We start from the raw sequence: 26,612 nt of genomic DNA on the forward strand, positions 1-26,612 counted from the left end.
GCTCGGTGCTGCTGCACCGGGTGGTCCCGCGGCGTGGGACGCGGCTGGCGGGCGTACGCGAACACGACAGCGCCCGGCTCGCGGCGGCCATGGCCGGGCTGCGGGCCATCGCGGGCGACCCCGACGCCACCCGCGCCTACCTGGCGCAGGCGTCGCTCCTCGACACCGTGCCCGCGGCGCGCAAGGACACTGTGCCTGTGGCGCACAAGGACACCGTGCCCGCGGCGCGCAAGCCCGTATCCGATTCCCTGCCGGATCCCCTGCCGAACCCCATCGGAAGCAACTGACCGAACCCGCACACCTGTCCGCGTACCGAATGGAGGAGGTGACACCGGATGTGGCGAACCCTGTCCGACGACGCACGTCAGGCAATCCGCGACGTGTGCGACAGGCATGGAGCGCGTCTCTATGACTACTGCCGCACCGAGCTGGCCGCCGGCGACGCCGAGCAGGCGGTGGCCGGCGCCGCGATGACGGCGCACCTGTACGCGGACCGCGTCGTGGATCCGGCCCTGCGCCGCGCCTGGCTGTACGGGGTGGCACGGGCGCACCGCGCGGTCGTGGCCAAGCCCGCGAGCATCGGCTCGTGGTCGCGTCCCGGCCGCATGTCGGAGCTGCTGCCCGAGGCGCTGCTGTCGCTGAACCGCCCGCAGCGGGAGCTGCTCGACCTGTCCGTCCGGCACGGCCTGGCGGACATGGAGCTCAGCACGATCTTCGAGCTGCCCGAGACCGAGGTCCGCGCCATCGTCACCAGGGCCGCCGCGGGCCTGGAGGCGTGGTTCGCCGCGATCGTCGCCGCCCGCTCCCGCGACGGATGTCCCGACCTGACGGCCCGGGTGTCCGAATGGGTCACCGCCCCCGGGCGGCGGGCCAGGGCCAGGATCGGCCGGCACATCCAGTCCTGCGCGACCTGCCGGGCCGCGCCGAGGACCATGTCGGCGGCGGCGTTGCTGCGCCGGCTGCCGATCGCGGCACTGCCCGGCACACTTCCCAACCGGCTGGCGTCGGCGCAGCCGTTGCCCGGCGAGGGGCCTCTCTGGCGGGCGGACGGCTTCCCTGTGCAGGCCCGCACACTGGTGGAGAGCGGCTCCTCGTCACCGCCTTCACCGGTCGCCGATGCCACGCCGTACGCCCCGGTCGCCGACCCCACGGCGGCGACCTCGGGAAAGCCCTGGTCGGCGGCGGGCGCGGCCGACGCCGACCAGGAGCACCCCGGCGTACCGGCGCAGCCGGGCGTACCGGCCGCGCGGCAGCCGCTGGCCGCACCCACGGGAGACGTGCCCATCGGGGACGAGCCCGCGGCGGCGCCCGCGGCGCGCGGACGGCATCCGTTCACGCCGCCGAGCCGCACCAGGGCCTACCGGGGCAGCCCGAGCGCCGACAGGCTCGTCTACAGCGCCGCGCTCAAGGGCGAGAGCAACGGCGTGCACCACAAGGACGCGGTCATCCGCTACGGCGGCATCAGCCTGTCGGGCCCCGACCAGCCGCCGGGCGGCGACGACGCGCAGTGGCGGGAGTTCTGGCGGGAACAGCCCGAGGACGACGACGCCGAGCCCGGCACGCCGATCAGGGCGGTGGCCAGGCTCGGCCTGATCCTGGGCGTCGGCCTGCTGGCCGCGGGCCTGGTCTGGGCGGTCATGAACGCCCGCGAGCACCCCGCCACGCTCACCAAGGCCGCCGCGCAGACCAGCGTGCTGCTGGAGCAGCCCGCGCGCTGGGTGGCCGAGGTCACCACCAAGGACGCCGCCGGGACCAGCGCCGGGTCGGCCCTGCGCGCCGTGCCCAGGAAGACCGCGCTGCCCAAGCCCGCGCCGCCGGTGGCGCGGCTGTCACCGGCGTCGTTGTCGCTGGGCCAGGACCGCGCCGGGTCGTTCGCGCTGTCGTGCACGGGCCGGTGCGAGATCGTCTCGGCCTCCGGCACGAACGGCATCGCGGTGTCCGGCAACGACTTCCAGATCAGGGAGTCGCGCTCCTCCTCATGCGACGCGGAACCGGCCGTGCGGCGCGGTCAGATCACCGTACGGTGGGCGGGCCGGACCACCGGCGACGGCCGCCGTACGGGCGGCACCACCGCCGGTGGCGGCACGCTGACCATGAACGTGGCCTGGACGGTCTCCCGCGACGACGACCGCGTGTGCTGACGCGCCTGACGGCGTCGGGAACGGAGCCGCCGCGGGTGCGAGCAGAGAGCCCTCACCCGCGGCGACAGCGCCTTCTAGAAGAACGTGAACTCGTTCTCCGGCGCGGGCAGGTCGAGCTTCTCCGGCCCGCGGAACCTGGCCGTGTCCTTGGGCACGTCGGCCAGCGGCGTACCGAGCACGAACGGGACGCTCACGCTGCTCTTGGACAGGTCGACGGTGACCTTGGCGCCGGTGCCGGTCTCGTCGCTGTAGGTGGAGTCGGTGCCGGCCAGCACCAGGCCGATCCTGTGGCCCTTCCTGAACGTGTAGTCCTGCGGCAGCGTCAGCCACTTGACCGTGCCGTACGTGCCCGTGGGCAGCGGCTTGGCCTGGCTGAGCGAGTCGCGGTTCTGCACGTCGATCCAGCCGCGGGCGACGATCTCGAGCGGGCGGGTGGCCACGTTCGTGACGACCTTGCGGTAGCAGGCGTCGTCGGCCGCGGTGCTCTCCCCTTGGCAGTCCTCCTCGGTGAGCGTCGTGATGCCCTGGTTGCGCCGCCAGTCGACCCGGGTCGCCTCCCCGAAGTCCACCAGGAGCGCGGTCAGGTTGGCGGTGGGCTTGTCCAGCTTGACCCGCAGGTCGGCCGTGGGCGTGCCGGACAGGCGCAGGTCGAGCGGGAGCGCCCCGGTGGTGAACGCGACCCGGCCCGTGTTCGCCGTGCCCACGTCGGCCACCATGTCGGTCTCGCTCATGGCGACGTCGGTGAAGGTGGCGGTGCTGTTCCTGGCGGCGGGCCGCAGGCCGAGCGAGCCGTCGGACGCGGGGCGCAGCGACGCCTTGAGCGCGAACGGCGCCGGCCAGTCGCGCTGGGTGATCCACTGGGCCGGGCCGATCTCGACGTCGGCGCGGGGCTCCTGGGTGATCCCGTTGCGCACGCCGTGCAGCCAGTGGTCGAACCAGCGGTGCAGGGTGTCCACCCACAGGTCCCTGCGGCCGTCGAAGTCGAACGGGTCCACGTGCTGGGTCTGGCCGACCCAGATCTTGCGCGGCACGTTCCTGTCGGCCAGGGCCTTCCACCAGGCGGAGAAGTTGTCGGGCTTGACGTTGAGGTCGTTGACCGTGTGGACGACGAAGACGCTGGCCTTGACCTTGGAGACGTCGCCGAGCAGGCCGTCGATGTAGTCGCGCTCGGCCCAGAACGCGTTGTAATTACCGGTGTCGTCGGCGTCCTCGGCGTCCATCTTGTCGCGGACCTGCCGGCACTTGTCCTCGGGGTCGGTGTCGACGTAGTTCGCCAGCCAGGAGGCGTAGTCGTAGTTGTAGATGACGCCATTGGAACGCTGGTACTTGTACCAGGAGCTGATCGCCGAGATGGGCACGATGGTCTTCAGGCCCTCGACCCCGGTGGCGGCCACGGCGTTGGCCAGGGTGCCGTCGTACGACTTGCCGATCATGGCGGACTTGCCGGTCGTCCAGTCGGCCACGGCCGGGGTGCCGTCGGCTTTGACCGCATTGGCGCGGCCGTTCAGCCAGTCGATGACGGCCTTGCCGCCCAGCACGTCGGCCTTGCCGCCGATGTCGGGGCAGCCGTCGGACCTGGTGGTGCCGAGCATGTCGACGTTGAGGACGGCGTAGCCGCGCGGGACGAAGTAGTTGTCATAGAAGAGGGGGAATTTCGCGACATTTCCGGCGGCGTCGTAGACCTTGCGCTCACCCTCGTTGCCACGGCCCGAGTTGTCGTAGTACGGGCTCTCGTCGATGATCACGGGCACCTTGAGCCCGGGACCGGACTCCTTGGGGCGGATGATGTCCACCCTGACCTTGTCGAGCGCGCCGTCGAGGTCGCTGTCGACGGTCGACTCGACGTACACGTGCTCGCGGATGGCGTCGGTGTAGGAGAAGACCGGCTGCGTACGGCCGTTCTCGATGGTGATGGCGGGACCGGCGGCCGCCTGGGCCGGGGTCGCGATCGCCATGGTGAGGGCGACGGCGAAGAGGGCCGGGCGTAATTGGGACACGCGTGACCTCCGGGACAATTGACCAAATAAGCGCAATCTCTCAGAAGGCCCGGAAGGTGGCAAGATCCCAGGTATGGATGTTCTGGATCGGGTCCGGGGCTGCCTCTTGGGCGGCGCGATCGGCGACGCGCTCGGGGCGCCGATCGAGTTCCAGTCGTTGCGGACGATCCGCCGGGATCACGGGCCCGACGGCATCACGGGATATGTCACGACGTGGCGGGGCAGGACCGGCCTGATCACCGACGACACCCAGATGACCCTCTTCACCGTCGAGGGCCTCCTGACCGCTCGCGCCGCTGCGCCGACCACTGGGCCGACCACTGGGCCCACCACTGCGTCGGCCGCTGCGCCGACCACTGGGCCCACCGCTGGGCTCACCGCTGTTTCCCAAGGTCACGGTAGTGGAGAGAGGGCCGAAGGGCGGGACGGCGCGCGGGAGGAGACGGTCGGGGCGGTGCGGCGGGCCTACCTGCGGTGGCTCGACACCCAGGAGCACTCGGGGCCGCCGCCCGCGAGCCCGCTCCCCCACCGCACGGGCCGACTCCGGGAGGAGGGCTGGCTCTACTCCAGGCGGGCCCCGGGCAACGCCTGCCTGTCCGGCCTGCACAGGCCCTTCCCCGGCCCGGTGTGGGACGGGCCGGGTCCGGTGAACCCCGACTCGAAGGGCTGCGGCACCGTGATGCGCTCGGCCCCGTTCGGCCTGGTCGCCGGTACGCCCCTGGCCCGTGACACGCGGGAGGCGTTCGAGCTGGCGGCGGCCTGCGCCCAGATCACTCACGGCCACCCGACCGGCTACCTGGCCGCCGGCGCGTTCGCCGCGATCATCGCCCGCCTGATGTCGGGCGAGCCGCTGGAGCCCGCCGTCGGCCACGCTCTCGACCTGCTGTCCGGCTACCCCGGCCATGACGAGACCACCGCCGCCCTGCGCGCGGCCCTGGCGCTGGCGGCGCGCGGCGGGCACTCGCCGGAGGCGGTCGAGTCGCTGGGCGGCGCCTGGGTGGCCGAGGAAGCCCTGGCCATCGGCGTCTACTGCGCCCTGGCGGAGCCGGCCGTGGACCGGGCGCTGCTGCTGTCGGTCAACCACTCGGGCGACAGCGACTCGACCGGGTCGGTGTGCGGCAACCTCCTGGGCGCGCTCCACGGCACCTCTGTGCTGCCGGCCGCCTGGCTGCGTCCATTGGAGGGCCGCGACACCATCGAGCGCCTGGCCGCCGAGCTGGCCTGAGCACGCGCGCCGCGCCCGTGGTTCCGGGCCGTACCGCAGCGTCTAGGGTGGATGCCGGACAGCCGTTGAGGAGAAGGCGCATGCGTAACGTCGCTCGGACCTCGCTCGTCGACTCCGCCATCGCCGAGCTACGCCGGGAGATCGCCGACGGGGTGTGGCCGGTCGGCACCAAGATCCCGTCGGAGAGCCGGCTCGCGGAGAGCCTGGGCATGAGCAGACTGTCGGTACGCGAGGCGGTGCGCGTCCTGGTCCACGCCGGGTTGCTGCACACCAGGCAGGGCGACGGCACCTACGTGACCGCCACCGACGAGTCGGAGGTGGCTCTGCGCCGCCGCCTCGACACGGCGGCGGCCATGGACATCATCGACGTACGACGCGGCCTCGACCTCGTGGCGGCCCGGCTGGCGGCGGGCAGGCGCACGGACGACGACCTCGCCGCGATGCGCGCGGCCCTGGCCCGGCGCGACGCGGCCGGCCGGGCGGGCGACCTCGACGGGTTCGCCGACGCCGACGTGGACTTCCACCTGCGCGTGGCAGGCGCCGCGCACAACCCGCTGCTCGGCGACCTCTACCGGAGCATGAGCGAGGCGCTGCGCGACAGCGTCCGCGACAAGGAGCAGGCGGCGCTGGCGCCGGACACCTCGCACGAGGAGCTGCTGCGGGCGATCGAGGAGGGCGACGCGGCCAAGGCGGTCGCGGTCTCCGTCGCCATCCTCGACCAGCAGGAACGCGACCTCTGACCCAGGCCCGCGCGCCGCGCGCCGCGCGATGGGCGTTGCATGCCAGGCGCTGGAGCCGGGCGCTGGAGCTGGGTGGTGGATGCCGGGTGCTGGATGCCAGGCGCGCGGTCAGAGGGCGCTCGCCCCGAGCAGGACGGCGACGGCGGCGATCCCCAGCACGAGCGACCCGACGGCGGCGACCACCGCCACCCCGCCGGTGCCGCGCTCCCCCGTCCCCTCCTGGGCGAACACCGGCCGGATCCAGCGCAGGTAGTAGAACACGCTGGCCACGGTGTTGGCGGCGGCCACGACCGCGAGCCAGGCGTACCCACCGTCCCAGGCCGCCGCGAACATCAGCAGCTTCCCGGCGAAGACCGCCGTCGGCGGGGTGCCGACGAGCCCGAGCAGGCACACGACCAGCGCGAACGCCGTCCACGGCGACCGCCTGGCCAGCCCGGCGTAGTCCGCGAGCGCGTCCGTGCCCGCCGCGACGACGACGGCGAACGCGCCCAGGTTCGTGATCGCGTACGCCGCCAGGTAGAGCAGCAGCGCCGGCTCGGCCAGCTCCGTACGCCCCGCCACGGCCACCGGCACCAGCAGGTACCCGGCCTGGCCGATCGTCGAGTACGCCAGCAGGCGGCGCACGTTGTCCTGCTGGAAGGCGGCCAGGTTGCCCAGCGTCATGGTGGCCGCCGCGACGACCGCGAGCAGCGCGGGCTCGTCGAGCACCGACCCGGCCAGCCGGTACAGCGCGGCCAGCGCCCCGATCTTCGGCACCGTGGTCACGAACGCCGCCACCGGCCGCGACGTCCCCTCCGCCACGTCGGGCACCCAGAAGTGCGCGGGCACCCCGCCGGCCTTGAACAGCGGCCCGGCCAGCAGCAGCACGGCGGCCACGGCCGGGGCGCGCGCCTCGGGGTAGGCGGTGGCGCCCGACAGGCCGTACGCGAGCGTCACGCCGGCCAGCATGAGCACACCGAGGAACGCGCCCATCAGGTAGTACTTGAGCGCCGCCTCCGTGCCGGGCGCGTCCTTGGCGAACCCGGCCAGCGCGTACGCGGGGATGCTCGCCACCAGGTAGGCCGCCACGAGCACGAGCAGGTCGGCGGCCCCCGCCATGAGGATCGTCCCGAGGGCGGCCAGCGACATCAGCGTGTACAGCTCGCTCTCGCGCGCGTGGGCCCTGATCCGGCCGGCGGCCAAGCAGAGGGCGAGCAGGGTGGCCAGGGCGACGGTGAGGCGGGTGACGTTCGTGACGAGGTCGACGGCGTACGTGCCGAAGGCCACCAGGTGAGGGCTCGTCGCGGCGAAGACGGCGGCCGAGGCCAGGCCGATCCCGTTGATCCAGGCGACCACGCGCTGCCGTTCCCGCGCCACGAACAGCCCTGTGACCAGCCCGCACACCGCGCCCGCCAGGATCAGCAGCTCGGGCAGCAGCGCGAGAGGGCTCATCGGCCGGCCAGCGTCACGAGGGCGCGGGCGGCGGGCTCGATCACGTCGAGCAGCCAGCGCGGCGCGATCCCGATGACCAGCGACAGGGCCAGCAGCGGGGCGATCGCGGCCAGTTCGTACGGCCGCACGTCGCTCACCCGGCCGGTCAGCTCGCCCGGCCCGCCGAGGAAGACCCGGTGGATCATCCGCAGCAGCAGTCCCGCCGTGATGAGGATGCCGAGCAGCGACAGCGCGCCCGCGACCACCGCGCCCGCCCCGATCACGCCGGTGAAGATCTGGAACTCCGCGATGAACCCGGACAGCGCCGGCAACCCCATCGAGGCGAACGCGGCCACCGCCGTCAACCCGGTCAGCACCGGCGCCCTGCCCGCCAGCCCGCCGTACTCGCCGAGCCCGTAGTTCCGTGCGCGGTCCCACAGGACGCCGGCGATCAGGAACAGGGCGCCAGTGACGAGCCCGTGGCTGACCATCTGGGTGACGGCCCCGCTGACCGCCAGTTCCCTGGCGGCCCGGCCGCCGTCCAGCCCGGCCGCTCCGAGGGCGAGGATGACGTAGCCCATGTGGTTGACGGAGGTGTAGGCGATCAGGCGCTTGAGGTTCTCCTGGGCGAGGGCGACCAGGGCGCCGTACAGGACGCTGACGACGCCGATCACGATGGCCGCCCAGGCGTACGCGCGCCACTGTTCCGGCAGCATGGGGACGGCGATGCGGGCGAAGCCGTACGTGCCCATCTTGAGCAGCACCCCGGCCAGGATCGCCGACCCGGCGGCGGGCGCGTCGGTGTGGGCGGGCGGCAGCCAGGTGTGCACGGGCACGACCGGCGTCTTGACCGCGAACCCGATCCCCACGGCGAGCAGCACCGCCGCGCCCGCGCGCGGCGGGTTCGCGATCAGGTCGGCCATGTCGAACGTGTGCGGCTCGGCGGCCAGGTAGAGCCCGATGAAGCCGAGCAGCAGCGCCAGCGAGCCGAGGAAGGTGTAGAGGAAGAACTTCAGCGCGGAACGGGCCCGGTCGCCGTGTCCCCAGCCGACGATCACGAAGTACATGCCCACGATCGCCAGGTCGAAGAAGACGAAGAAGAGCAGCAGGTCGAGGGCGCTGAACAGGCCCAGGCAGACCGTCTGCAGGAACAGGAACAGCGCCGCGTACCCCCGCACGCGGTGGGTCTGGCGCAGCGAGCAGACGGCGCAGAGCAGGAAGAGCAGCGCGGTCATCGCGATCAGCGGCAGCGACAGGCCGTCCACGCCGACGTGGTAGCCGGCGCGGGCGGAGGGGATCCAGCGCAGTCTGGTCTCGTACGCGGTGCCGCCGCCGTACCCGGCCCACAGGGCGGCGACCAGGGCCAGGTCGGCGGCGGTGGCGGCGATCCAGATCCGCACGACCGTCCGCGCGCCGAGCCCCGGCAGGGCCAGCAGGGCCGCCGCCGCCAGGGGCAGGAAGATGACGATCGAGAGCACGGTCACCTCAGCAGGACGAGCGCGACGGCCAGCACGGTCAGCACCACGGCGGCCTGGGCGAAGTAGCGGTGCACCTGGCCGGTCTGCGGGCGTCGGGCCAGCGCGCCGAGCCGTGCGGTCGCGGCGGCCACGGCCCGTACGACGCCGTCGAGCCCGGTCTCGAACGGGGCCCTGACGACGCGGGCGAGCGCCAGGCCCAGGCGCGGCACGCCGTTCACGGCGGCGTCGAGCACCCGGTCGTCGAACCTGGCCAGCGCCCCGGCCAACGCCAGCACCGGCCGGACGACCAGCCCCACGGCCGCCCGTTCCAGATACAGCCAGCCCGCGAGGAACCCGATCACCCTGCGCGGGCGAGCCGCCGCAGTCGCCACCACAGTCACCGCCGCCACCGCGACAGCCGCGCCACCGGACATCGCGAGCTCCCCCCACGCGGGCGCGACGGCCCTGGGCTCGCCCACCAGCCGCCCCCAAGCCTGGAACACCCCGGGCAGCGCCACCGCCCCCGCACCGGCCGCGACCAGGGCCAGCACCGGCAGCGGCGCCCGCTCCCAGCCCGTCACCTCCCGTACGCCCTCCCGTCCCGGCCCCGCCCGCCAGACCGCGGCCAGCGCCCTGGCCGAGTACGCGGCGGCGATCAGCCCGGCCACGACCAGCACCGCGTACAGCCCCGGCGTCCGCACCGCCGCCAGGATCGTGTCCTTGGTCACCCACAGCGACAGCGGCGGCACCCCCGCCAGCGCCACCGCCCCCACCCCGAACGCCACCCCCACCAGCCGATCCCGCCGTCCCGCCCCGCCCAGCCCGACGAGGTCCTCGGTCCCCAGCACCGCCAGCCACACCCCGGCCGCCAGGAAGAGCAGGCTCTTGACGGCCGCGTGCGCCACGAGCTGCGCGACGCCCCCCGCGACCGCGGGCACCCCGGCCGCCGCCACCATGAACCCGATCTGCGCGCACGTGGAGGCTGCCAGCAACTGCTTGAGGTCGCGCTGCGCCACCGCGACGGCCCCCAGCGTCAGCGCCGTCAGCGCCCCCGCCCACACCACCACGGAGGCCGCCCACCCCGTGGCGGCCAGCAGCGGCTGCACCCGCAGCAGCAGGTACGCCCCCGCCGCCACCATGGTCGCCGAGTGCAGCAGCGCCGAGACGGGGCTGGGCCCGGCCATCGCCCGCGACAGCCAGAACGAGAACGGGAGCTGCGCCGACTTCCCGAGTGCCGCCACCACGATCCCGGCGGCCGCCAGATCCCGCCAGGCGAGCGCGGGCAGCTCCCGCAGGGCCAGGCTGCCCCCGGCCATGGCCGCGCCGGCCGCGACGTAGAGGCCGAGGTCGCCGGTGCGCGTGGTGAGGAAGGCGAGGGCCCCGGAGCGTACGCGGGCGGGGTCGCGCCACTGGTAGCCGATGAGCGCGTACGACATCGCGCCCATGACCTCCCACCCCATCAGCAGCAGGACGAGGTCCTGGGCCGTCACGGTCACGAGCATCGCGGCCACGAAGATCAACATGAGCCCGTGGAACCTGGCCCCGCGCGTCTCCCCCGCCGCGAACACCAGCACCGCCAGCCCGGCCGCCGCCACCGTAACCACCATGACGGCCGACAGCCCGTCCACGGCGAGCCCCGCACCCGTCCCGTCGGGCAAGCCTCCGGGGAAGAACAGCCGGGCGTTCACGACGGGCCTGGTCACCGCCGCGTGCACGGCCAGCGCGAGGGTCAGCGTGGCGACCGCGATCGCCACGGGCGCGCCGGCCCGGCGCAGGAGCAGCAGCAGGCCGCCCGCCCCGGCGGGCAGGGCGGGCAGCAGCCACAGCGAGGCGTTCACCCCTTGAGGTCTCCTGCCTCGTCGGTCAGGTCAACGTCCCTGGCGCGGAAGATCGCCGTGGTGACCGCGAAGCCCATGGCCATCTCCAGGGCCATGACGGTGACGGCGACCAGCACGAGGACCTGGCCGTCGGCGGTCTGAGGGGCGACGTGCCGCCAGAGGGCGCCCCCGGCCGCGATCAGCCCGTTGATCATGAGTTCCAGGCCCATCATGAGCATGACGATGGACTGCTGGGACAGGGCGCCGTACAGGCCGACGGAGAACAGCGCGGCGGCCAGCAGCAGGAACGCCTGGAGCGTCATCGGTCGTACCGTCCCCGGTGGGTGGCGAGCACCACGGCGGAGATCATGGTCGCCAGGATCGCCACCCCGATGACGATCATCACGAGCATCTTCCCCTCCATGATCGCCAGGCCGAGCGCGTGCGTGGGGTCGGCGGGCGGGCGGCCCCGCGCCGGGGGCCACGGGGTCACGAACACCCCGGCCGCCAGCAGCACGAAGACGCCGCCCGCGATGAGGACCGCGGTCCGGTTGTCGTGCACCATCGTCATGGGCATGAGCCCGCCGGGGTTCATCATGTACATGATCATGAAGACGACCATGACCAGCATCTCCATGACCATCATGAGGATCACCAGCACGCCGACGTAGTGCAGGTCGATGAGCAGCAGCGTCCCGCCGACGGCCAGCAGCGAGACCAGCAGCGCGAACGTGGCCCGCGCCATCGAGTCGACCACGAAGACGGCCACGCCGCTCGCCACGGCCAGGACGGCGAGCGCCCAGAAGGCTCCGCTCACGGCAGCACCACGATTCCGACGACCAGCGTCTGGACGAGCGTGAGCGGGATGAGCACCACCCACGCGAACTGTGTGAACCGATCCATCCGTACGGCCGGAACCCGGTGCTTGACCAGCACCAACACGCCCAGGACCGCCGCTGTCTTGATGGCCGTCCAGGCCCAGCCGGGCAGCAGCGGCCCCGCCCCGCCGCCCAGGAAGAGCGGCACCGCGGCGGCGGCCACGACGACGAGCAGCGCGTACCGTCCGGCGGTGAACACCAGCCGATCGGGCCCCGACAGCTCCCCCGGCACGCCACCGGCCACGTTCCGCCCGACCGGCTCCCCCATCGGGCCCCAGAACGCCATCGCCAGCGCGGAAATCAGATAGACCACGAACGCGACGGGCATCCAGACCGCGAACCACAATCCCCGCTGCGCCGCCACCACGTCGCCGAACCGCAGCGACCCCGCGCCGAGCGCCACGGTGATCAGCGCGAACATGTGCGGCAGCTCGTAGCTCAGCCCCTGCACCAGGAACCGGTAGCCGCCGATCAGCGGGTTCACCGAGTTGACGCCCCATCCGACGAGCCACAGGGCTCCCCAGACGCACACCTCCATGGCGTTGAACCAGACGATCCCGACGCCGGTGTCGAGCACGGGCCGCTCGCCCACGGGCAGCACGACCGCGGCGAGGAGGGCGGCCAGGGGCAGGGCGACGACACCGGCGCGGACGAGCAGGACGTCGGACGCGAGCGTACGCCGCCGTCCCTGCACGAGGAGCCGCGCCACCTCCCCTGCCGCCGCCGCGACGGTTTCCGCGACCGCATCCCGCACCCGGCAGCGCCCCGCCCGCCGCCCACGCCGCCCAGCTCGTCCCAGCCCCGCGTCCAGCGCCGCCGCCGCCCACGCGAGCAGGGCCATCGACATCACCAGCGACACCGCCGTACCCGCCGAGTCACCCATCGGTCGCCTGTCTTGCGGGCAGCCGTTCGAGGTCCGGGTCGAGGCTCGCCACGATCAACCGCGCCACCGCCAGCTCGGTTCCGGTCAGCAGCTCGGGTAGGAGCGACAGCGCGACGGCGGCCTCCGTACCCGGCGCACACCCGTCGCCCGCGGGGCCGCCGACGGCCCGCGCGCCCGCGTCCGCCCACCTGTACGCCCGATCCAGCACGTCACCGCGCATCCACCCCGGCACTCCGGTCCCGTGCCCGACCGTCCCCAGCCCTCGGAGCATCCAGCGCAGCACCCGCGACCCGCGCACCCGCCGCGCGAGCCGCTCGCAGTCGCCCGCCACCTCGCGCCCGCCACCCCCGGCGAGCAGCAGGTCCCGCAGCCGACGGGCCTCCAGGGCCGCCCCGAGCCAGCCCGCCACGCCGAGCAGCCGCGTGAGGCCGTCCAGATGCCGCGCCGCCCACCGGCCCGCACCAGCACCCGCGCACGAGGTGGGGGGCCAGAAGGCCGCTCCCGTCTCCCCTGCGGACACGGCCCGTACGGCGGCCTCCTGGATCACGTCCCCCTGCAGCACCGTCTCGACGACGAGACCGGCGGGCCAGTCGACCAGCACCGGCCCCAGCGGCACGTGCAGCCGGTCGAGCTTCAGCCCGTCCCGGTCCGGGCCGCGCCCCGCCATGGCCACCTCGCCGTACGCCGCGCGCTCGAACCCGCCGCCGCCCCCTTCCGCCAGCGTCTCGACCGCGCCGTCCAGGGCCAGGGCCACCTCCTCCGCGGACGCGTCCGGCGCGGCGGAGACCAGCGCCCGGGGCTCCGGCAGCTCGCCCCAGACCACCCGGACCGCCTCGGACAGCTCGTCCCCGGGGGTCCCGCACACCGCCAGCACCCCGGCCTGCGCGGGGGACAGCGCGAAGGCCCACCCCCGCGCGGCGACCTCGGCCTCGACGAGCAGCCGGGCCCGCGTCCCGTACGGGCAGGCGGCGACGAGCACCCGGGGCCGCAGGGCGGCACGGCGCAGCAGCCACCCCCTCACGCCCATCGGAACGCCCCTTCCCGCCACGCGTAGAGCACTCCCACCAGCAACAACCCGAGAAAGACGAACATCTCCACCACCGCCATGGCCCCCAGCTCGGCCACGACGAGCGCCCACGGGTACATGAAGATCATTTCCATGTCGAAGGCGAGGAAGACCAGCGTCACCGTGTACCACCGCACGTGGTAGCGCGACATCGCGTGCTCCCGTGGCCGGGCCCCCGACAGGAAGGGCCCGGTCTGCGCGACCGGACCGGGCGCGAGGAGGCGGGACACCGCATACACCCCCGTGATCCCCACGGCGAGCAGCCCCACCAGCACCAGCACCGCGCCCACGAATCCGCACCGCCCGCCGTCGTTGTCGAGAGTCACGCAGAGACAAGCCGGGGTGGGCCCCGACGCGTGCCGCTCGGGAGAACGGCGTCGCGGGCCCACCCCGGCGGTCCGAGCCACCGCCGTGGAGGGAGATCACGATGACCTGGAGACCCCGGATCCGGAGATCACGACGATCCGGAGATCACGATGGTCTCCGCCGTGTCGTCCGCGGGCAGGTCCCGCTCCTCCTCCTTCCCGCGCCGCGCCGCGGCCGTGAGCCGCGACGCCGCCACCGCCAGTACCGCACCGCCGACTGCGGCGAGGAGCAGGGCGTACGCGGGCACCTCGCCCGGCTCCGACCGCGGTGGCGCGACCGGCGCCGAGACGGCCACGGGTGACGAGGACACCGGCGCCTGCCCGGCATCGGCAGGCGTCGCCCCGCCGGGCCCGAACCCGGGCGGCCGTACGGTGTCCCAGTGGGTGTCCGCGTCCGAGCGGCCCGCGGCCAGCAGATCCGACGGCACGGGATTGATCCGCAGCGGGCCGGGAACGGTGAGCGTCCCGACCCCGTACGGCTCGAACGGCCCCTGGACGCCCTCCACCCTCCACACGCCCTCGGGCACCACCACGGACGCCGCGTAGTGCGCCGCCTCCGGCAGCGCCGTCCCGTCGAACGTCACGCTCCTGCCGTCGGCCCGGGTGAACCGGAGCCCCACGGGCCGCATCCGCCCTTCGAACGGATGGGTGCCGTGCTGCAGCACCCAGAAGCCCACCGCGTACGACCGCCCGGCCTCGAACCGGGACGGGTGCGGATCCACGTACGTCATCGCCCACCCGCCGGCCGCGACGGCCGGGACCGCGGGTGCGACGCCACCGGTGACCAGAGCCAGCACCGAGGCCAGCACGATCAGGCCCTTCCTCATGGGACCACCTCCGGTGTTGGTACACCGGCCACCCGCCCGAGGTTCTCCACCCCGCGAACGCGCACCCCGAACCCCGCCCCCCGAACCCGCGCCCCGGCCCCCGCCCCCCGGACCCGCGCTCCGGACCCCGAAGTGCGAACTCCGAAGCGGAAAGTCCGGAATCGCGGCTCCGAATCGCAGCGAAGGGTGCGACATTTCCCGAAAGGGCGCGCACAATGGAGGGCCAGGGGCGAGAATTCGGCGAGGAGCGAGGAGGCTTACGCCGTTGTCCGCCGCCAGACACGAATATCTGACCGCAATGCTCGATGTGCTCGTTTACGAGAACATCCTGCTCGCCTGGCAGCGAATGCCGCTGGGCGATTACCTGATCGTCTCGCACGAGGGCGAGGAGATCAGGCTGACCGCCCAGCAGGCCGACCTGTGGACGCGGGGGGCCTTCGCGGTCTACCTCGCGCTGGTGGACCAACGCCGCATCAGCCCCCGCATCCCCGGCGATTCCCCCCACAATTAATCCGCATCCTCGAAGGCCGATAATTCCGGATAACTTCCGCCCTAACCCTGCGGTATACGGCTAGTTGCGCACCGGGTTTTCCTCCGGCGTTCGCTCTGGCGTTCGCTCTGGCGTTCGCTCTGGCGTTCGCTCTGGCGTTCGCTCCGGCGAGGATGCGTGCCGGTGGCGGCCGATCGCCCGCGACCCGCCGCCGTTCCCCGTCGTCCCCGCCCTCGGGCCCGCCCGAGGAACCGCCCGAGGGCCCTCCTCCCGACCCCGTCCGAGTACGCGTACCCGGACGGCGCCAGAGCCCTCAGGACGCCCGGCCGGTCACGCCCGGTTGTTCATGAACTGCGAGATCTTCCAACTGCCGCCGTCCTTGGTGAGCAGGAACAGCTCGCGGAAGTTGTTGTCGCCCTGCTTGCTCGTGGAACGCACGACGGCGTCCTCGGTGCCGATCGGGCGCGACTCGTCGATGGTGTACGTGGCCGACTTCATGCCGTTGCCGCCCTGGAGCTGCTTCTGGAAGAGCGTCCGGATGGCCTGGGTGCCCTCGGCCGTGGGCTGGCCGTTCACGGCGGCCACCCCGTCGTCCGCGAACGAGCTGGCGACCTGGTCGGCGTTGCCCGACTTGACGGCCTTGAAGAAGCCCTGGACCGCCGCCTCCGCCGCGCCTCCGGTCGGCGACGCCTCGCTCGTCTCGCCCGGGCTCTCCCCCGGCCCTATGGACTCCATGTCGGTGGGCGAGGCGGCCCCCTTCATCGCCTGTGAGTTGTTCCCCGAGCAGCCCGCGACGAGGAGGGCGGGGACGATCGCGGCCAGCAGGAGGGCCTTGTGCTGAAAAATCTTGCTCATGGCCGCTTTGATGCCCGCACCGGTCGACGGCGAATGCGCGGTTTAGGCACTCCGCACAACGCCTTTACCTGCTTCAGGTATTACTCACGGTAACGGTTAACGGGAACTGGCGAGACGGGTCAGAGCCGTGATCGTTGCCGTCCCGATACCAGCGGGCACGGGAGCGCCTATACCGTCCATCCAGTGCCGCGAATCCAGGCGAATCCCGAGCCACTCCCCCAGCGCGAGGACTCCGAGCGCTGCGACAACGTCGACTCCGGACGGCGTTGTGTGCTACCAGCGGCCCATCGCAGCCCGCACGTCTACCCACCGGCCGAGGCACACGCCGTGACGGCCGGAGCCTGACGCTCAGCCGCCCGCCGCCACCCGGCGCTCCGGCGCGACCTCCACGCGTCCCTCCGCCGTCACCCGCACCGGGTATACCGGCACCGACACGCCCTCCTCGTCCAGGCAGCGCCCGGTCACCAGGGAGAACACCTGCTTGTGCAGGGGCGAGGCGACCGTCGGCTCGCCCTTCCTGGTGCCGACGATGCCGCGCGAGAGCACGTACGCCCCGCTGAACGGGTCGAGGTTGCCCAGCGCGTACAGCTCGCCCTCGTAGGTACGGAAGACCGCCACCTGGACGCCCGCCACCAGCGCGCAGACGCCCCGCTCCGGCAGCAGCGCCTCGTAGGCGCAGACCGTCGCCCAGTCGGTGGCCGTGGCCGTGGCGTGGCTCATCGGGCCATCACCGGCCTGATCTGGCCGCGCTCGCCGGCGAACACGATCGACGGGTCGGGCATGCCGGGCGCGTTGACGAAGCTGACGAACCTGCCCAGCTTCTCCGGGTCCTCCAGGGTGGCCCGCCACTCGTCGGCGTACGTGGCGATGTGCCGCTCCATCTGCGCGTCGAGGTCGGCGCAGAGGCCGAGCGAGTCCTCCATGATCACCTCGCGAAGGTAGCCGAGCCCGCCGTCCAGGGACTCGATCCAGGCCGCGGTGCGTTGCAGCCGGTCGGCGGTGCGGATGTAGAACATCAGGAACCGGTCGATGGTCCTGATCAGCTCGCCGGTGGTCAGGTCGGTGGCCAGCAGGTCGGCGTGGCGGGGCTTGAAGCCGCCGTTGCCGCCGACGTACAGGTTCCAGCCCTGCTCGGTGGCGATGACGCCGAAGTCCTTCGACCGGGCCTCGGCGCACTCGCGGGCGCAGCCGGAGACGGCCGACTTGAGCTTGTGCGGCGAACGCAGGCCGCGGTAGCGCAGCTCCAGCTCGATGGCCAAGCCCACCGAGTCCTGTACGCCGTAGCGGCACCAGGTCGAGCCCACGCACGACTTGACCGTGCGCAGCGCCTTGCCGTACGCGTGCCCCGACTCGAACCCGGCCGCCACCAGCCGCCGCCAGATCTCCGGGAGCTGCTCGACCCGGGCCCCGAACAGGTCGATGCGCTGCCCGCCGGTGATCTTGGTGTAGAGGCCGAAGTCGCGGGCCACCTCGCCGATCACGATCAGCTTGTCCGGCGTGATCTCGCCGCCCGGGATGCGCGGGACGACCGAGTACGTGCCGTTCTTCTGGATGTTGGCGAGAAAGTGGTCGTTGGTGTCCTGGAGTGCGGCCCGCTCGCCCTCCAGCACGTGCCCGTTGTGCAGCGAGGCCAGGATGGAGGCCACGACCGGCTTGCAGATGTCGCAGCCCCGGCCCTGCCCGTGCCGGGAGATGAGCTCGGAGAAGGTCGTGATGCCGCGCACCCGTACGATGTCGAACAGCTCGGCCCGCGAGTACGTGAAGTGCTCGCACAGCGCCTTGCTGACCTCCACGCCCGACCTCTCCAGCAGTTGCCTGAGCATCGGCACGCAGCTCCCGCAGGTCGTGCCGGCCCGCGTGCACGCCTTGAGTCCGGGGACGTCGGTGACGCCCCGGTCGGCGATGGCCGTGCGGACGTCGCCCGCGCACACGTTGTTGCACGAGCAGACCTGGGCCTCGTCCGGCAGGTCGAGACTCGCGCCCGCCCCGCTGAACAGCAGGTCAGACGGAGCGGCGGGCAGTTCCTTGCCCACGAACGGCCGCAGCGACGCGTACGGCGTGGCGTCGCCCACGCAGATGCCGCCGAGCAGCGTCCGCGCGTCGTCGCTGACGAACAGCTTCTTGTACACGCCGCCCACCGGGTCGAGGTAGGTGACGTCGAGCGCCCCCTCCATCGCCCCGAACTGCGCCACCTCGACCCCCAGCAGCTTGAGCCTGGTGGACAGGTCGGCGCCGTCGAAGGTGGCCGAGCCGCCCGTGATCCGGTCGGCGGCCACCTCGGCCATCGTGTTGCACGGCCCGACGAGCCCGTAGGCCGTGCCCCCGGCCAGCGCGCACTCGCCGATGGCGTAGATCGACGGGTCGGAGGTGAGCATCGAGGGGCCGACCACGACGCCGCCGCGCGGGCCCACCTCCAGCCCCGCCGACCTGGCCAGCTCGTCGCGCGGTCTGATGCCGGCCGAGAACACCACGATCTGCGCGCCGATCAGCGTCCCGTCGGGCTTTCTGAGCCCGGTGACCTCTCCCGCGGCGTCGGTGACGATCTCCCGTACGCCCGCCCCGGCGTGCACGCTCAGCCCGAGCCCTTCGATGTGCGACCGCAGCACCGAGCCGCCGCCCTCGTCCACCTGACGGGGCATCAGCCAGGGACTCATCTCGACGATGTGCGTCTTCAGCCCCAGCGACCGCAGCGCGTCGGCGGCCTCCAGGCCGAGCAGTCCGCCGCCGACCACGACGCCCTCCGCGGCGTCCTTGGCGGCCGTCCTGATCGCGTCCAGGTCCTCGATGGTGCGGTAGACGAAGGCGTGCTCGGCGCCGGGCACCGGCGGCACGAACGGGGCGGAGCCGGTGGCCAGCACGAGCACGTCGTACGGCTCGGCGCCGCCGTCGGCCAGCGTGACGAGCCGGGCCTCCCTGTCGATGCCGGTGACCCGGCTGCTCAGCCTCGTCACGACACCGGCGGGCACGGGGTAGGTGAGGTCCTCTGCGCTGGTGCCCGACAGGTACGACGTGAGCGCCACCCGGTCGTACGCCGGGCGCGGCTCCTCCCCGATCACGGTGACGGTGCCGTCGAAGCCCTTGCTCGCGAGGGTCTCGACGAGCCGGTGGGCCGCCGGGCCGTACCCGACGACGACGATCCTGTTCATACGGAGACTCCTTCTTGCTCGCACAGCCAGCCGACGATGCCCTCCACGGCGTCGCGGCAGGTCCCGCAGCCGGTCGTGGCCCGGGTGGCGGCCACCACGGCGGCCACGTCCCGAGCGCCGGCCTCCCAGCACGCCCTGATCCGGCCCTTGGTCACGTTGTTGCACTGGCAGACCTTGGCCGCGTCGGGCATCAGCGTCGGGCTGTCGGTCACCGGCGCCGAGGCCGTCCCGGGGAACAGCAGTCCCGCCCGGTCACCGGGGACCGGGGAGCCGCGGTCGAAGAGCTGGGTGAGCGTGCCGACGGCGTCGCTCTCGCCCAGCAGGATCGCGCCGACCAGCCGGCCGTCGCGGATGACGAGCTTGCGGTAGGTGCCGCGGGCCCGGTGGCTGAAGCGCACCACCTCGGCGTGCTCCTCGCCGAGCTGCGTCTCACCCATCGCGGCCAGCTCCACGCTCTTGGCCTTGAGCCGGGTGACCAGCCGCGAGCCCCGGTAGAGTGCCTTGCCGCCGGTGATGACGTCGGCGGCCACGGCGGCCTGCTCCCAGGCGGGGGCGACGAGGCCGTAGACGGTGCCGTCGTGCTCGGCGCACTCCCCGATCGCGAAGATCGACGGGTCGTCCGTACGCAGTTCGTCGTCCACGACCACGCCCCGGCGCACCTCCAGGCCCGCCTCGGCGGCCAGCCCGGTCACCGGGCGCACCCCGCAGGCCAGCACCACGAGGTCGGCGGGGACCAGCTCGCCGCCGTCGAGCCGGACGCCGTCCGCCTCCACGCCGGCGGCGCTGACGCCGGTGCGGATCTGCACGCCGAGCCCGGCCAGCGTCTCGCCGAGCACCTCGCCGGCCTCGGCGTCGAGCTGCCGCTCCATGAGGTGCCCGGCCAGGTGCAGCAGCGTGACGGGCAGGCCGCGCCCGGCCAGGCCGCGGGCCGCCTCGATGCCCAGCAACCCGCCGCCGACGACCACGGCCCGGCCGGCCCGTTCGGCGGCCTCGATGATGCGCTCGCAGTCGTCGAGCGTGCGGAACGGGATGGCCCGCTCCACCCCCGGGACCGGCGGCACCACCGCGTCGCTGCCGGTGGCCAGGACCAGCAGGTCGTACGGCTCGCGCCGCCCGTACTCGGTCACCACGTGCCGGGTCTCCCTGTCGACGTGGGCGACCGCGCCGCCGAAGACGGCGGTCACGTTGTGCGCGTCGTACCAGGTGGGGTCGAGCAGCCGCACCTGTTCGGGACGGGAGCTGCCGGCCAGCACGTTGGACAGCAGCACCCGGTTGTACGGCCGGCGCGTCTCCGCCCCGAAGACGGTGATCCTGATGTGCGGGTCGCGCGCGCGTACCTCGCTGACCAGCCGCGACCCGGCCATCCCGGTGCCCACGACGACGAGTCTCATGAGTCCCTCTCCACCCTGACCGCGCAGACCTTGAACTCCGGCATCCTCGACACCGGGTCGAGTGCCGGGTTGGTGAGCCGGTTGGCGCCCTCCCAGTGGAAGGGCATGAACACGGTGTCGCGCCTGATGGCGTCGCTGATCCTGGCCACGGCCTTGCTCTCGCCCCGCCTGCTGCTGACCCTGACGACGTCCCCGGCGGCGATGCCGAGCTGTTCGGCCAGGTCGGGGTGCAACTCGACGTACGGCTCCGGGGCGGCCCGCACGAGCGGCGCGATCCTGCGGGTCTGGGCGCCGCTCTGGTAGTGGGCCAGCACCCGCCCGGTGGTCAGGTGGACGGGGTAGTCCTCGTCGGTCACCTCGGCGGGCGGCCGGTGCTCGACGGGCACGAACCTGGCCCGCCCGTCCGGGTGCGCGAACCGGTCGAGGAACGGGCGCGGCGTGCCGGGATGCCCTGGCGCGGGGCAGGGCCAGAACACGCCGGTCTCGTTCGCGATGCGTTCGTAGGTGATGCCGGAGTAGTCGGCGGGGCCGCCCTGGCTGGCCCGGCGCAGCTCGTCGAAGACCCTGACCGGCTCGGTCTCGAAGCGGTGGCCGAGCCGCTCGGCCAGCCCGGCGATCACGTCGAGGTCGCTCCTGACGCCCGCGGGCGGCGGGTAGGCCCGGCGGCGCAGCAGGACGCGGCCCTCCAGGTTCGTCATCGTGCCGTCCTCCTCGGCCCACTGAGTCACGGGGAAGACCACGTCGGCCAGCGCAGCCGTCTCGGACAGGACGAAGTCGCAGGCCACGAGCAGGTCGAGCCCTCCGATGCGCGAGGCCACGTGCTCGGCGGCCGGGGCGGACACCACCGGGTTGGAGCCGAACAGCAGCAGCGCCCGCGGCCCCTCCGGAGTGCCGAGCGCGTCGAGCAGCTCGTACGCCGACCGCCCTGGCCCAGGGATGTCCTCGGCCGGGATCCCCCAGACCCGCGCCAGGTGCTCGCGGGCCGCCGGGTCGTCGATTTTGCGGTAGCCGGGGAGCTGGTCGGCCTTCTGCCCGTGCTCGCGCCCGCCCTGCCCGTTGCCCTGCCCGGTCACGCAGCCGTAGCCGGAGCCCAGGGTGCCGGGCAGGCCCAGCGCGAGCGCCAGGTTGATGAACGCGGTGACGGTGTCGGTCCCCTTGGCGTGCTGCTCGGCGCCGCGCCCGGTCAGCACGTACGCCTTGCCCGCCGCCGCCAGCGCCCTGACCGCCTGCCGCATCTGGTGCACGGGCACCCCGGTGATCCGCTCGACCCGCTCGGGCCACCAGGAGGACAGCGAGGTGCGTACCTCCTCGAACCCGGTGGTCCTGGCGGCCACGTACGCCTCGTCGACCAGCCCGTCGGCGATGGCCAGGTGCAGCAGCCCGAGCGCCAGCGCCAGGTCCGTGCCGGGGGTGGGCTGCAGGTGCAGCCAGGCCAGCTTCGCGGTCGGGGTGCGGCGCGGGTCGACGACGATCAGGCGCGGCCCGTCCAGGTGCCGCACGAACGGGGGCATGGTCTCGGCGACGTTCCCGCCGGCCAGCAGCACGACGTCGGCGCCGGCCAGGTCGGTGATGGGGAACGGCATGCCCCGGTCCAGGCCGAACGCCCTGATGGAGGCGGCGGCGGCCGACGACATGCAGAAGCGGCCGTTGTAGTCGATCTGGCTGGTGCCCAGCGCGACCCGGGCGAACTTGCCCAGCGAGTACGCCTTCTCGTTGGTCAGCCCGCCCCCGCCGAACACGGCCACGGCGTCGGGGCCGTACTCGGCGCGGATGGCGGACAGCCGGTGCGCCACGTGGTCCAGCGCGGCGTCCCACGCGACGGGCTCGCCGTAAAGGAGGGGGGCGGTCAGGCGTTCGCCGCTGGTGAGCAGCTCGCCTGCCGTCCATCCCTTCTGGCACAGCGCCCCCGAGCCGTTGGCCGGGATGTCGGTCCGCGGGCTGATGGCCAGCTCGGGACCGATCTCCATGCCGCACTGCAGGGCGCAGTACGGGCAGTGCGTCTTCGTCACCTCAGACCCGAGCATGGGCGAGGCTCGCCACGACCCGGACCCCGACCTTGCGCGTGTAGCACCACCAGGTCAGGGCGAAGCAGGACAGGTAGAACAGCCCGAAGGCCAGGAAGGCGGGGGCCGGGGTGCCGGCCGCGGCGAACGACATGCCGAACGCCCGGTTGATGAGGAACCCGCCGAGCGCTCCGACGGCCGAGATGATGCCGATGGCGGCCGCGGCCTGGCGCTTGCCGTACAGGAGGGCGTCCTCGCCCTCGCCGCGCTCGGCCACGGCCTTGGCCTGGAAGATGGCCGGGATCATGCGGTAGGTGGAGCCGTTGCCGATGCCGGCGGTCAGGAAGAGGAGCTGGAAGGCCAGGAAGAACGCCCAGAAGCCGCCCCCTTCGCCGGCCAGCCAGACCAGCAGCACCCCGCCGCCCATGGCCGCGAAGTTCCACAGCGTGACGGGCGCGCCGCCGAGCCTGTCGGCCAGCCAGCCGCCGACCGGCCTGATCAGCGACCCGACGAGCGGCCCTGCGAAGGCCACCGCGGCGTACGGCGCGTCGGGGAACAGGCTCTGGCTCAGCAGCGGGAACGCGGTGGAGTAGCCGATGAACGAGCCGAACGTGCCGATGTACAGGAACGACATGATCCACGTCTGCGCCCGGCCGGCCACCGCGAGCTGCTCGCGCGGGTCGGCCTTGGCGCTGGTCAGGTTGTCCATGAAGAGGAAGGCGCAGATTCCGGCCACGACGATGAACGGGATCCAGAACCACCCGGCGGCGGCCAGCCCGAGCGAGCCGATGACCAGCGGCATGACGAGCTGGACCGAGCTGACGCCGATGTTGCCGCCCGCCGCGTTCAGGCCGAGCGCGACACCCTGCTTGTCGCGCGGGTAGAAGTAGGTGATGTTGGCCATGCTGGAGGCGAAGTTCCCGCCGCCGAGCCCGGCCAGCGCCGCGATCACCAGGAAGAGCCAGTAGGGCGTGGCCGGGTTGTTCACCGCGACGCCGAGCGCCACGGCCGGGATGAGCAGCAGCAGGGCGCTGACCACGGTGAAGTTGCGCCCGCCGAACCTGGCCGGGCCGAAGGTGTAGGGCACCCGCAGCACCGAGCCGATCAGGTTCGGCAGGGCGACCAGCCAGAAGAGCTGGTCGGTGGTGAACTCGTACGACCCCATCCTGGTCGCCACGATGCTCCACAGGGTCCACACGGTGAAACCGAGGTGCTCGGCGGCGATCGAGAAGATCAGGTTGCGCCGTGCCACCCGCCTGCCTGAGCTCTCCCAGAAGGCGGGGTCATCGGGGTGCCACTCGGCGATCCAGCGCGCCATCGACCTCTCCTACGCTCGGCGTCCAGGATCCCCAAGGTAGGAAGCGCTCGTTACGCACTCTGACCGTGCGTGGCCGTGCGTTCGTTACGAGTGATTCACCGCGGTAACACGTCACGCACAAGCGTCACGCCGGAAACACGCTCGTAATGATCGGTTATCGGACACCGGCAGGACCGGCGCCGGGTGTGCGGCGCCGGGTGCGCGGCGGCCCTGTCGCTCAGCCGCGCCACTCAGCCGCGTCGCTTGGCCAGGTCGCGCAGCGGCCCGTCGGTCAGCCGGTACCGGTACCAGTCGTCCTGGTTGACCGCACCGAGCTTCTCGTAGAAGGCGATGCTCGGCTCGTTCCAGTCGAGGACCGCCCACTCCAGGCGCTGGTAGCCGCGTTCGGCACAGATCTCGGCCAGCCTGCGCATGAGGGCCGCGCCGTGGCCGCCGCCGCGGTGCTGGGGGCGTACGTACAGGTCCTCCATGTAGATGCCGTGCACGCCGCGCCAGGTGGAGAAGGTCAGGAACCACAGCGTGAAACCCACCACCTCGCCGTCCTGCTCGGCGAGGTGCGCGAAGGCGGCGGGGTGTTCGCGGAAGAGCGTGTCGTGGAGCTGCTCCTCGGTCACGCGCACCTCGTGGGCGGCCTTCTCGTACGCGGCCAGCTCTTTGATCATGCTGACGATCGCGGGCACGTCAGCGGGTGTGGCAGGACGAATCATGGGATTCAGGGTACGTGCCCCCCGAACCCACCCCAGGGCACGTTCCCCGTCCGGGACACTGGTGCTGCTCCTATGCGTTCGAGAAAGGTTGGGCACCACCTATGGAACAGCGCGTGTTGGGACGTACCGGACGCCAGGTCGGAGTGGTCGGCCTCGGGGCCTGGCAGCTCGGCGCCGACTGGGGCGAGGTGAGCGAGGCCGAGGCCGCCGCCACCCTCCAGGCCGCGGTGGACGCGGGCGTCACGCTCATCGACACCGCCGACGTGTACGGCGACGGGCGCAGCGAGCAGATCGTCGGCCGTTTCGCCAAGGACCGCCCGGGGCTCACCGTGGCCACCAAGATGGGCCGCCGGATGGAGCAGATCCCCGCGAACTACGTCATGTCCAACTTCCGCGCCTGGAACGAGCGCTCCCGCCGGAACCTGGGCGTCGACACCGTCGACCTGGTCCAGCTCCACTGCCCGCCGACGCCCGTCTACTCGACGGACGCGGTGTTCGACGCGCTGGACACGCTGGTGTCGGAGAAGAAGATCGCCGCGTACGGGGTCAGCGTGGAGACGTGCGAGGAGGCGCTGACCGCGATCGCCCGGCCGGGTGTGGCGACGGTGCAGATCATCCTCAACGCGTTCCGGCTCAAGCCGCTCGAACGCGTCCTGCCGGCCGCCCGCGCCGCCGGGGTGGGCGTCATCGCCCGGGTCCCGCTGGCCAGCGGGCTGCTGTCGGGCAGGTACGACGAGCACACGACGTTCGCGGCCGACGACCACCGGAGCTACAACCGGCAGGGGGAGGCATTCGACGTCGGGGAGACGTTCTCGGGCGTGGACTTCGCCACGGGCCTGGAGGCGGTGCGCCGCCTGGCGCCGTTGGTGCCCTCCGGCGTCACGATGGCCCAGTTCGCGCTGCGGTGGATCCTCGACCAGGAAGGGGTGTCGGTGGTGATCCCCGGTGCCAGGAACCCCGGCCAGGCCATGGCCAACGCGGGGGCCGCCGCCGTACCGCCGCTGGACGCCGCCACCCTGGAGGCGGTCCGCGGCGTCTACGACGAACTGATCAGGCCACAGGTCCACGACCGCTGGTGACCGCGGCGCCGTCGCACCGCCCTCCGGCCTCCCCATCGGGAGGCCGGGGCCCGGACGTTTGGTGCTCCAGTTGGCCCCCGGCTGGAGCCCTGCCAGGTTAATAGCCGACTGTCCGATTTGCATAGGTTTGCTGCGCAGGAACTTTCCGGCCGCATTTTCCGCGAGTGAAGCCCGGCGACAGGTCCCGCCCCAGGAGACCCACAGGCCGAACACCCAGGATCGCCCCCTTCAAGACCCATCACTACCACTGTCATTGACTTTAAGTAGTCGTTCGATTACTAATCGTTGAGTCATGTTCGCGGCAGGAAGGACCACACACACCATGCGACGCGTTCTCACCGCCCTGACTCTGGCTTGCTGCGCCTTCGCCACGGCCGCCCCCGCCCAAGCAGCCGCCCCGGCCGGCAACGCCCCCTCCTGCGTGGTCGTCTGGCAGACCACGGGCACCGTCACCAAGACGGGCTACGCGCGCAACGACTGCTCCTCGACCCTGCGCCTGAAGATCATCTGGGCCCGCGGCACCGACGGCGATTGCCGTACCGTCCGCCCCGGCGGGACCATCTGGTCCAAGGTCGCCCGAGGCGTCCGCACGTTCGACGGGGCCAACACCTGCTGACCCCCGGGCGCCGGGCAACACCGCGGGCGCCCACAGCGTCCAGGAGGAGGGCGGACACCCGGCGGGAGATCCTGCCGGGCGTCCGCGCGAGCGAGGCGGCTCGCCGTCACCACGCGCCGACGCGCACGAGGACGTCGACCGATTCGAGGAGATCACCCGGGAGATCTGGCCCCGCCTGCCCTCGATCTACTAGTTTCCTGC

The 26,612-nt window shown here is 72.8% G+C and carries 24 protein-coding genes; 7 read left to right on the forward strand and 17 right to left on the reverse strand.

The window, feature by feature from the left end; genetic code table 11:
• Together ABD844_RS34530 and ABD844_RS34535 are read left to right on the forward strand one after the other, a co-directional pair.
• Nucleotides 1–287 (forward strand): hypothetical protein (locus ABD844_RS34530; protein WP_344887302.1); only part of this gene is annotated, 287 nt, incomplete at its 5' end.
• A 48-nt stretch (nucleotides 288–335) separates the two neighbouring features.
• Nucleotides 336–2,141, forward strand: coding sequence for a hypothetical protein (locus ABD844_RS34535; protein ID WP_344887304.1), 1,806 nt, complete (start codon nucleotides 336–338; stop codon nucleotides 2,139–2,141).
• Nucleotides 2,142–2,215: 74 nt separating this feature from the next.
• On the opposite strand, the gene ABD844_RS34540 is transcribed toward ABD844_RS34535, so the two are convergent.
• Nucleotides 2,216–4,138 (reverse strand): Xaa-Pro dipeptidyl-peptidase, encoded by a 1,923-nt coding sequence (locus tag ABD844_RS34540; protein WP_344887306.1) that lies wholly within the window; start codon nucleotides 4,136–4,138, stop codon nucleotides 2,216–2,218.
• Between the two features lie 73 nt (nucleotides 4,139–4,211).
• Here ABD844_RS34540 and ABD844_RS34545 point away from each other — a divergent pair, with 73 nt between their 5' ends.
• Both ABD844_RS34545 and ABD844_RS34550 read left to right on the forward strand, forming a co-directional pair.
• Nucleotides 4,212–5,363 carry an ADP-ribosylglycohydrolase family protein gene (locus tag ABD844_RS34545; protein ID WP_344887308.1) on the forward strand — a complete coding sequence of 384 codons (1,152 nt, stop codon included), beginning with the start codon at nucleotides 4,212–4,214 and terminating at the stop codon, nucleotides 5,361–5,363.
• 80 nt (nucleotides 5,364–5,443) lie between these two features.
• A complete protein-coding gene (locus tag ABD844_RS34550; RefSeq protein WP_344887310.1) occupies nucleotides 5,444–6,103 on the forward strand; it encodes a FadR/GntR family transcriptional regulator in 660 nt (219 codons plus the stop codon).
• Nucleotides 6,104–6,211: 108 nt separating this feature from the next.
• Here the strand turns inward: ABD844_RS34550 and ABD844_RS34555 are convergent, their stop codons facing one another.
• The 9 genes from ABD844_RS34555 to ABD844_RS34595 form a co-directional block, all read right to left on the reverse strand.
• Nucleotides 6,212–7,534: an NADH-quinone oxidoreductase subunit N gene (locus tag ABD844_RS34555; RefSeq protein WP_344887312.1), complete on the reverse strand. Its 1,323-nt coding sequence runs from the start codon at nucleotides 7,532–7,534 to the stop codon at nucleotides 6,212–6,214.
• Nucleotides 7,531–8,991 (reverse strand): complex I subunit 4 family protein, encoded by a 1,461-nt coding sequence (locus tag ABD844_RS34560; RefSeq protein ID WP_344887314.1) that lies wholly within the window; start codon nucleotides 8,989–8,991, stop codon nucleotides 7,531–7,533. Before ABD844_RS34560 ends, ABD844_RS34555 begins: the two co-directional genes overlap by 4 nt.
• Nucleotides 8,992–8,993: 2 nt before the next feature.
• Nucleotides 8,994–10,808, reverse strand: coding sequence for an NADH-quinone oxidoreductase subunit 5 family protein (locus tag ABD844_RS34565; protein WP_344887316.1), 1,815 nt, complete (start codon nucleotides 10,806–10,808; stop codon nucleotides 8,994–8,996).
• A complete protein-coding gene (nuoK, locus tag ABD844_RS34570) occupies nucleotides 10,805–11,110 on the reverse strand; it encodes an NADH-quinone oxidoreductase subunit NuoK (RefSeq protein WP_344887318.1) in 306 nt (101 codons plus the stop codon). The genes ABD844_RS34565 and nuoK overlap by 4 nt, the downstream gene beginning before the upstream one ends.
• Nucleotides 11,107–11,604: an NADH-quinone oxidoreductase subunit J gene (locus tag ABD844_RS34575; RefSeq protein WP_344887320.1), complete on the reverse strand. Its 498-nt coding sequence runs from the start codon at nucleotides 11,602–11,604 to the stop codon at nucleotides 11,107–11,109. Before ABD844_RS34575 ends, nuoK begins: the two co-directional genes overlap by 4 nt.
• Nucleotides 11,601–12,548 carry an NADH-quinone oxidoreductase subunit H gene (locus tag ABD844_RS34580; protein WP_344887322.1) on the reverse strand — a complete coding sequence of 316 codons (948 nt, stop codon included), beginning with the start codon at nucleotides 12,546–12,548 and terminating at the stop codon, nucleotides 11,601–11,603. The genes ABD844_RS34575 and ABD844_RS34580 overlap by 4 nt, the downstream gene beginning before the upstream one ends.
• Complete coding sequence (locus ABD844_RS34585; RefSeq protein WP_344887324.1) at nucleotides 12,541–13,575, reverse strand: hypothetical protein; 1,035 nt, start codon at nucleotides 13,573–13,575, stop codon at nucleotides 12,541–12,543. Before ABD844_RS34585 ends, ABD844_RS34580 begins: the two co-directional genes overlap by 8 nt.
• Nucleotides 13,566–13,940, reverse strand: coding sequence for an NADH-quinone oxidoreductase subunit A (locus ABD844_RS34590; RefSeq protein ID WP_344887326.1), 375 nt, complete (start codon nucleotides 13,938–13,940; stop codon nucleotides 13,566–13,568). The genes ABD844_RS34585 and ABD844_RS34590 overlap by 10 nt, the downstream gene beginning before the upstream one ends.
• A gap of 128 nt (nucleotides 13,941–14,068) precedes the next feature.
• Complete coding sequence (locus ABD844_RS34595) at nucleotides 14,069–14,806, reverse strand: hypothetical protein (protein ID WP_344887328.1); 738 nt, start codon at nucleotides 14,804–14,806, stop codon at nucleotides 14,069–14,071.
• 298 nt (nucleotides 14,807–15,104) lie between these two features.
• Here ABD844_RS34595 and ABD844_RS34600 point away from each other — a divergent pair, with 298 nt between their 5' ends.
• Complete coding sequence (locus ABD844_RS34600) at nucleotides 15,105–15,317, forward strand: hypothetical protein (protein WP_344887330.1); 213 nt, start codon at nucleotides 15,105–15,107, stop codon at nucleotides 15,315–15,317.
• Nucleotides 15,318–15,626: 309 nt separating this feature from the next.
• Here ABD844_RS34600 and ABD844_RS34605 read toward each other — a convergent pair whose 3' ends face one another.
• The 7 genes from ABD844_RS34605 to ABD844_RS34635 all read right to left on the reverse strand — a co-directional run bounded on the left by ABD844_RS34605 (nucleotide 15,627) and on the right by ABD844_RS34635 (nucleotide 24,716).
• Entirely contained in the window at nucleotides 15,627–16,151 is a 525-nt protein-coding gene (locus ABD844_RS34605; RefSeq protein ID WP_344887332.1) for a YybH family protein, read from the reverse strand.
• A 348-nt stretch (nucleotides 16,152–16,499) separates the two neighbouring features.
• Nucleotides 16,500–16,871, reverse strand: coding sequence for a nitrite reductase small subunit NirD (gene nirD, locus ABD844_RS34610; RefSeq protein WP_344887334.1), 372 nt, complete (start codon nucleotides 16,869–16,871; stop codon nucleotides 16,500–16,502).
• Complete coding sequence (gene nirB, locus ABD844_RS34615) at nucleotides 16,868–19,297, reverse strand: nitrite reductase large subunit NirB (protein WP_344887336.1); 2,430 nt, start codon at nucleotides 19,295–19,297, stop codon at nucleotides 16,868–16,870. Before nirB ends, nirD begins: the two co-directional genes overlap by 4 nt.
• Nucleotides 19,294–20,688, reverse strand: a complete 1,395-nt coding sequence (locus ABD844_RS34620; protein ID WP_344887338.1) for an FAD-dependent oxidoreductase — start codon at nucleotides 20,686–20,688, stop codon at nucleotides 19,294–19,296. Before ABD844_RS34620 ends, nirB begins: the two co-directional genes overlap by 4 nt.
• Nucleotides 20,685–22,697 carry a molybdopterin oxidoreductase family protein gene (locus ABD844_RS34625; RefSeq protein WP_344887340.1) on the reverse strand — a complete coding sequence of 671 codons (2,013 nt, stop codon included), beginning with the start codon at nucleotides 22,695–22,697 and terminating at the stop codon, nucleotides 20,685–20,687. Before ABD844_RS34625 ends, ABD844_RS34620 begins: the two co-directional genes overlap by 4 nt.
• 1 nt (nucleotide 22,698) lies before the next feature.
• Nucleotides 22,699–24,009: an MFS transporter gene (locus ABD844_RS34630; protein ID WP_344887342.1), complete on the reverse strand. Its 1,311-nt coding sequence runs from the start codon at nucleotides 24,007–24,009 to the stop codon at nucleotides 22,699–22,701.
• Nucleotides 24,010–24,239: 230 nt separating this feature from the next.
• Nucleotides 24,240–24,716: a GNAT family N-acetyltransferase gene (locus tag ABD844_RS34635; protein WP_344887344.1), complete on the reverse strand. Its 477-nt coding sequence runs from the start codon at nucleotides 24,714–24,716 to the stop codon at nucleotides 24,240–24,242.
• A gap of 101 nt (nucleotides 24,717–24,817) precedes the next feature.
• Between ABD844_RS34635 and ABD844_RS34640 the strand changes: the two genes are divergently transcribed.
• Both ABD844_RS34640 and ABD844_RS34645 read left to right on the forward strand, forming a co-directional pair.
• On the forward strand, nucleotides 24,818–25,795 hold the full coding sequence (locus ABD844_RS34640) for an aldo/keto reductase (protein WP_344887346.1): 978 nt from the start codon (nucleotides 24,818–24,820) through the stop codon (nucleotides 25,793–25,795).
• A 322-nt stretch (nucleotides 25,796–26,117) separates the two neighbouring features.
• Nucleotides 26,118–26,411: a hypothetical protein gene (locus tag ABD844_RS34645; RefSeq protein ID WP_344887348.1), complete on the forward strand. Its 294-nt coding sequence runs from the start codon at nucleotides 26,118–26,120 to the stop codon at nucleotides 26,409–26,411.
• Nucleotides 26,412–26,612: the final 201 nt, after the last annotated feature.

The sequence above is a fragment of the Nonomuraea antimicrobica genome (assembly GCF_039536965.1).
In the GTDB taxonomy this organism is placed as follows: Bacteria; Actinomycetota; Actinomycetes; order Streptosporangiales; family Streptosporangiaceae; genus Nonomuraea; species Nonomuraea antimicrobica.

Coding starts and splice junctions, on each gene's coding strand:
- ABD844_RS34535 (WP_344887304.1), top strand. CDS start 336: ATGTGGCGAACCCTGTCCGACGACGCACGTCAGGCAATCCGCGACGTG.
- ABD844_RS34545 (WP_344887308.1), top strand. CDS start 4,212: ATGGATGTTCTGGATCGGGTCCGGGGCTGCCTCTTGGGCGGCGCGATC.
- ABD844_RS34550 (WP_344887310.1), top strand. CDS start 5,444: ATGCGTAACGTCGCTCGGACCTCGCTCGTCGACTCCGCCATCGCCGAG.
- ABD844_RS34555 (WP_344887312.1), bottom strand. CDS start 7,534: ATGAGCCCTCTCGCGCTGCTGCCCGAGCTGCTGATCCTGGCGGGCGCG.
- nuoK (WP_344887318.1), bottom strand. CDS start 11,110: ATGACGCTCCAGGCGTTCCTGCTGCTGGCCGCCGCGCTGTTCTCCGTC.
- ABD844_RS34580 (WP_344887322.1), bottom strand. CDS start 12,548: ATGGGTGACTCGGCGGGTACGGCGGTGTCGCTGGTGATGTCGATGGCC.
- ABD844_RS34585 (WP_344887324.1), bottom strand. CDS start 13,575: ATGGGCGTGAGGGGGTGGCTGCTGCGCCGTGCCGCCCTGCGGCCCCGG.
- ABD844_RS34595 (WP_344887328.1), bottom strand. CDS start 14,806: ATGAGGAAGGGCCTGATCGTGCTGGCCTCGGTGCTGGCTCTGGTCACC.
- ABD844_RS34600 (WP_344887330.1), top strand. CDS start 15,105: ATGCTCGATGTGCTCGTTTACGAGAACATCCTGCTCGCCTGGCAGCGA.
- ABD844_RS34605 (WP_344887332.1), bottom strand. CDS start 16,151: ATGAGCAAGATTTTTCAGCACAAGGCCCTCCTGCTGGCCGCGATCGTC.
- nirD (WP_344887334.1), bottom strand. CDS start 16,871: ATGAGCCACGCCACGGCCACGGCCACCGACTGGGCGACGGTCTGCGCC.
- nirB (WP_344887336.1), bottom strand. CDS start 19,297: ATGAACAGGATCGTCGTCGTCGGGTACGGCCCGGCGGCCCACCGGCTC.
- ABD844_RS34620 (WP_344887338.1), bottom strand. CDS start 20,688: ATGAGACTCGTCGTCGTGGGCACCGGGATGGCCGGGTCGCGGCTGGTC.
- ABD844_RS34630 (WP_344887342.1), bottom strand. CDS start 24,009: ATGGCGCGCTGGATCGCCGAGTGGCACCCCGATGACCCCGCCTTCTGG.
- ABD844_RS34635 (WP_344887344.1), bottom strand. CDS start 24,716: ATGATTCGTCCTGCCACACCCGCTGACGTGCCCGCGATCGTCAGCATG.
- ABD844_RS34640 (WP_344887346.1), top strand. CDS start 24,818: ATGGAACAGCGCGTGTTGGGACGTACCGGACGCCAGGTCGGAGTGGTC.
- ABD844_RS34645 (WP_344887348.1), top strand. CDS start 26,118: ATGCGACGCGTTCTCACCGCCCTGACTCTGGCTTGCTGCGCCTTCGCC.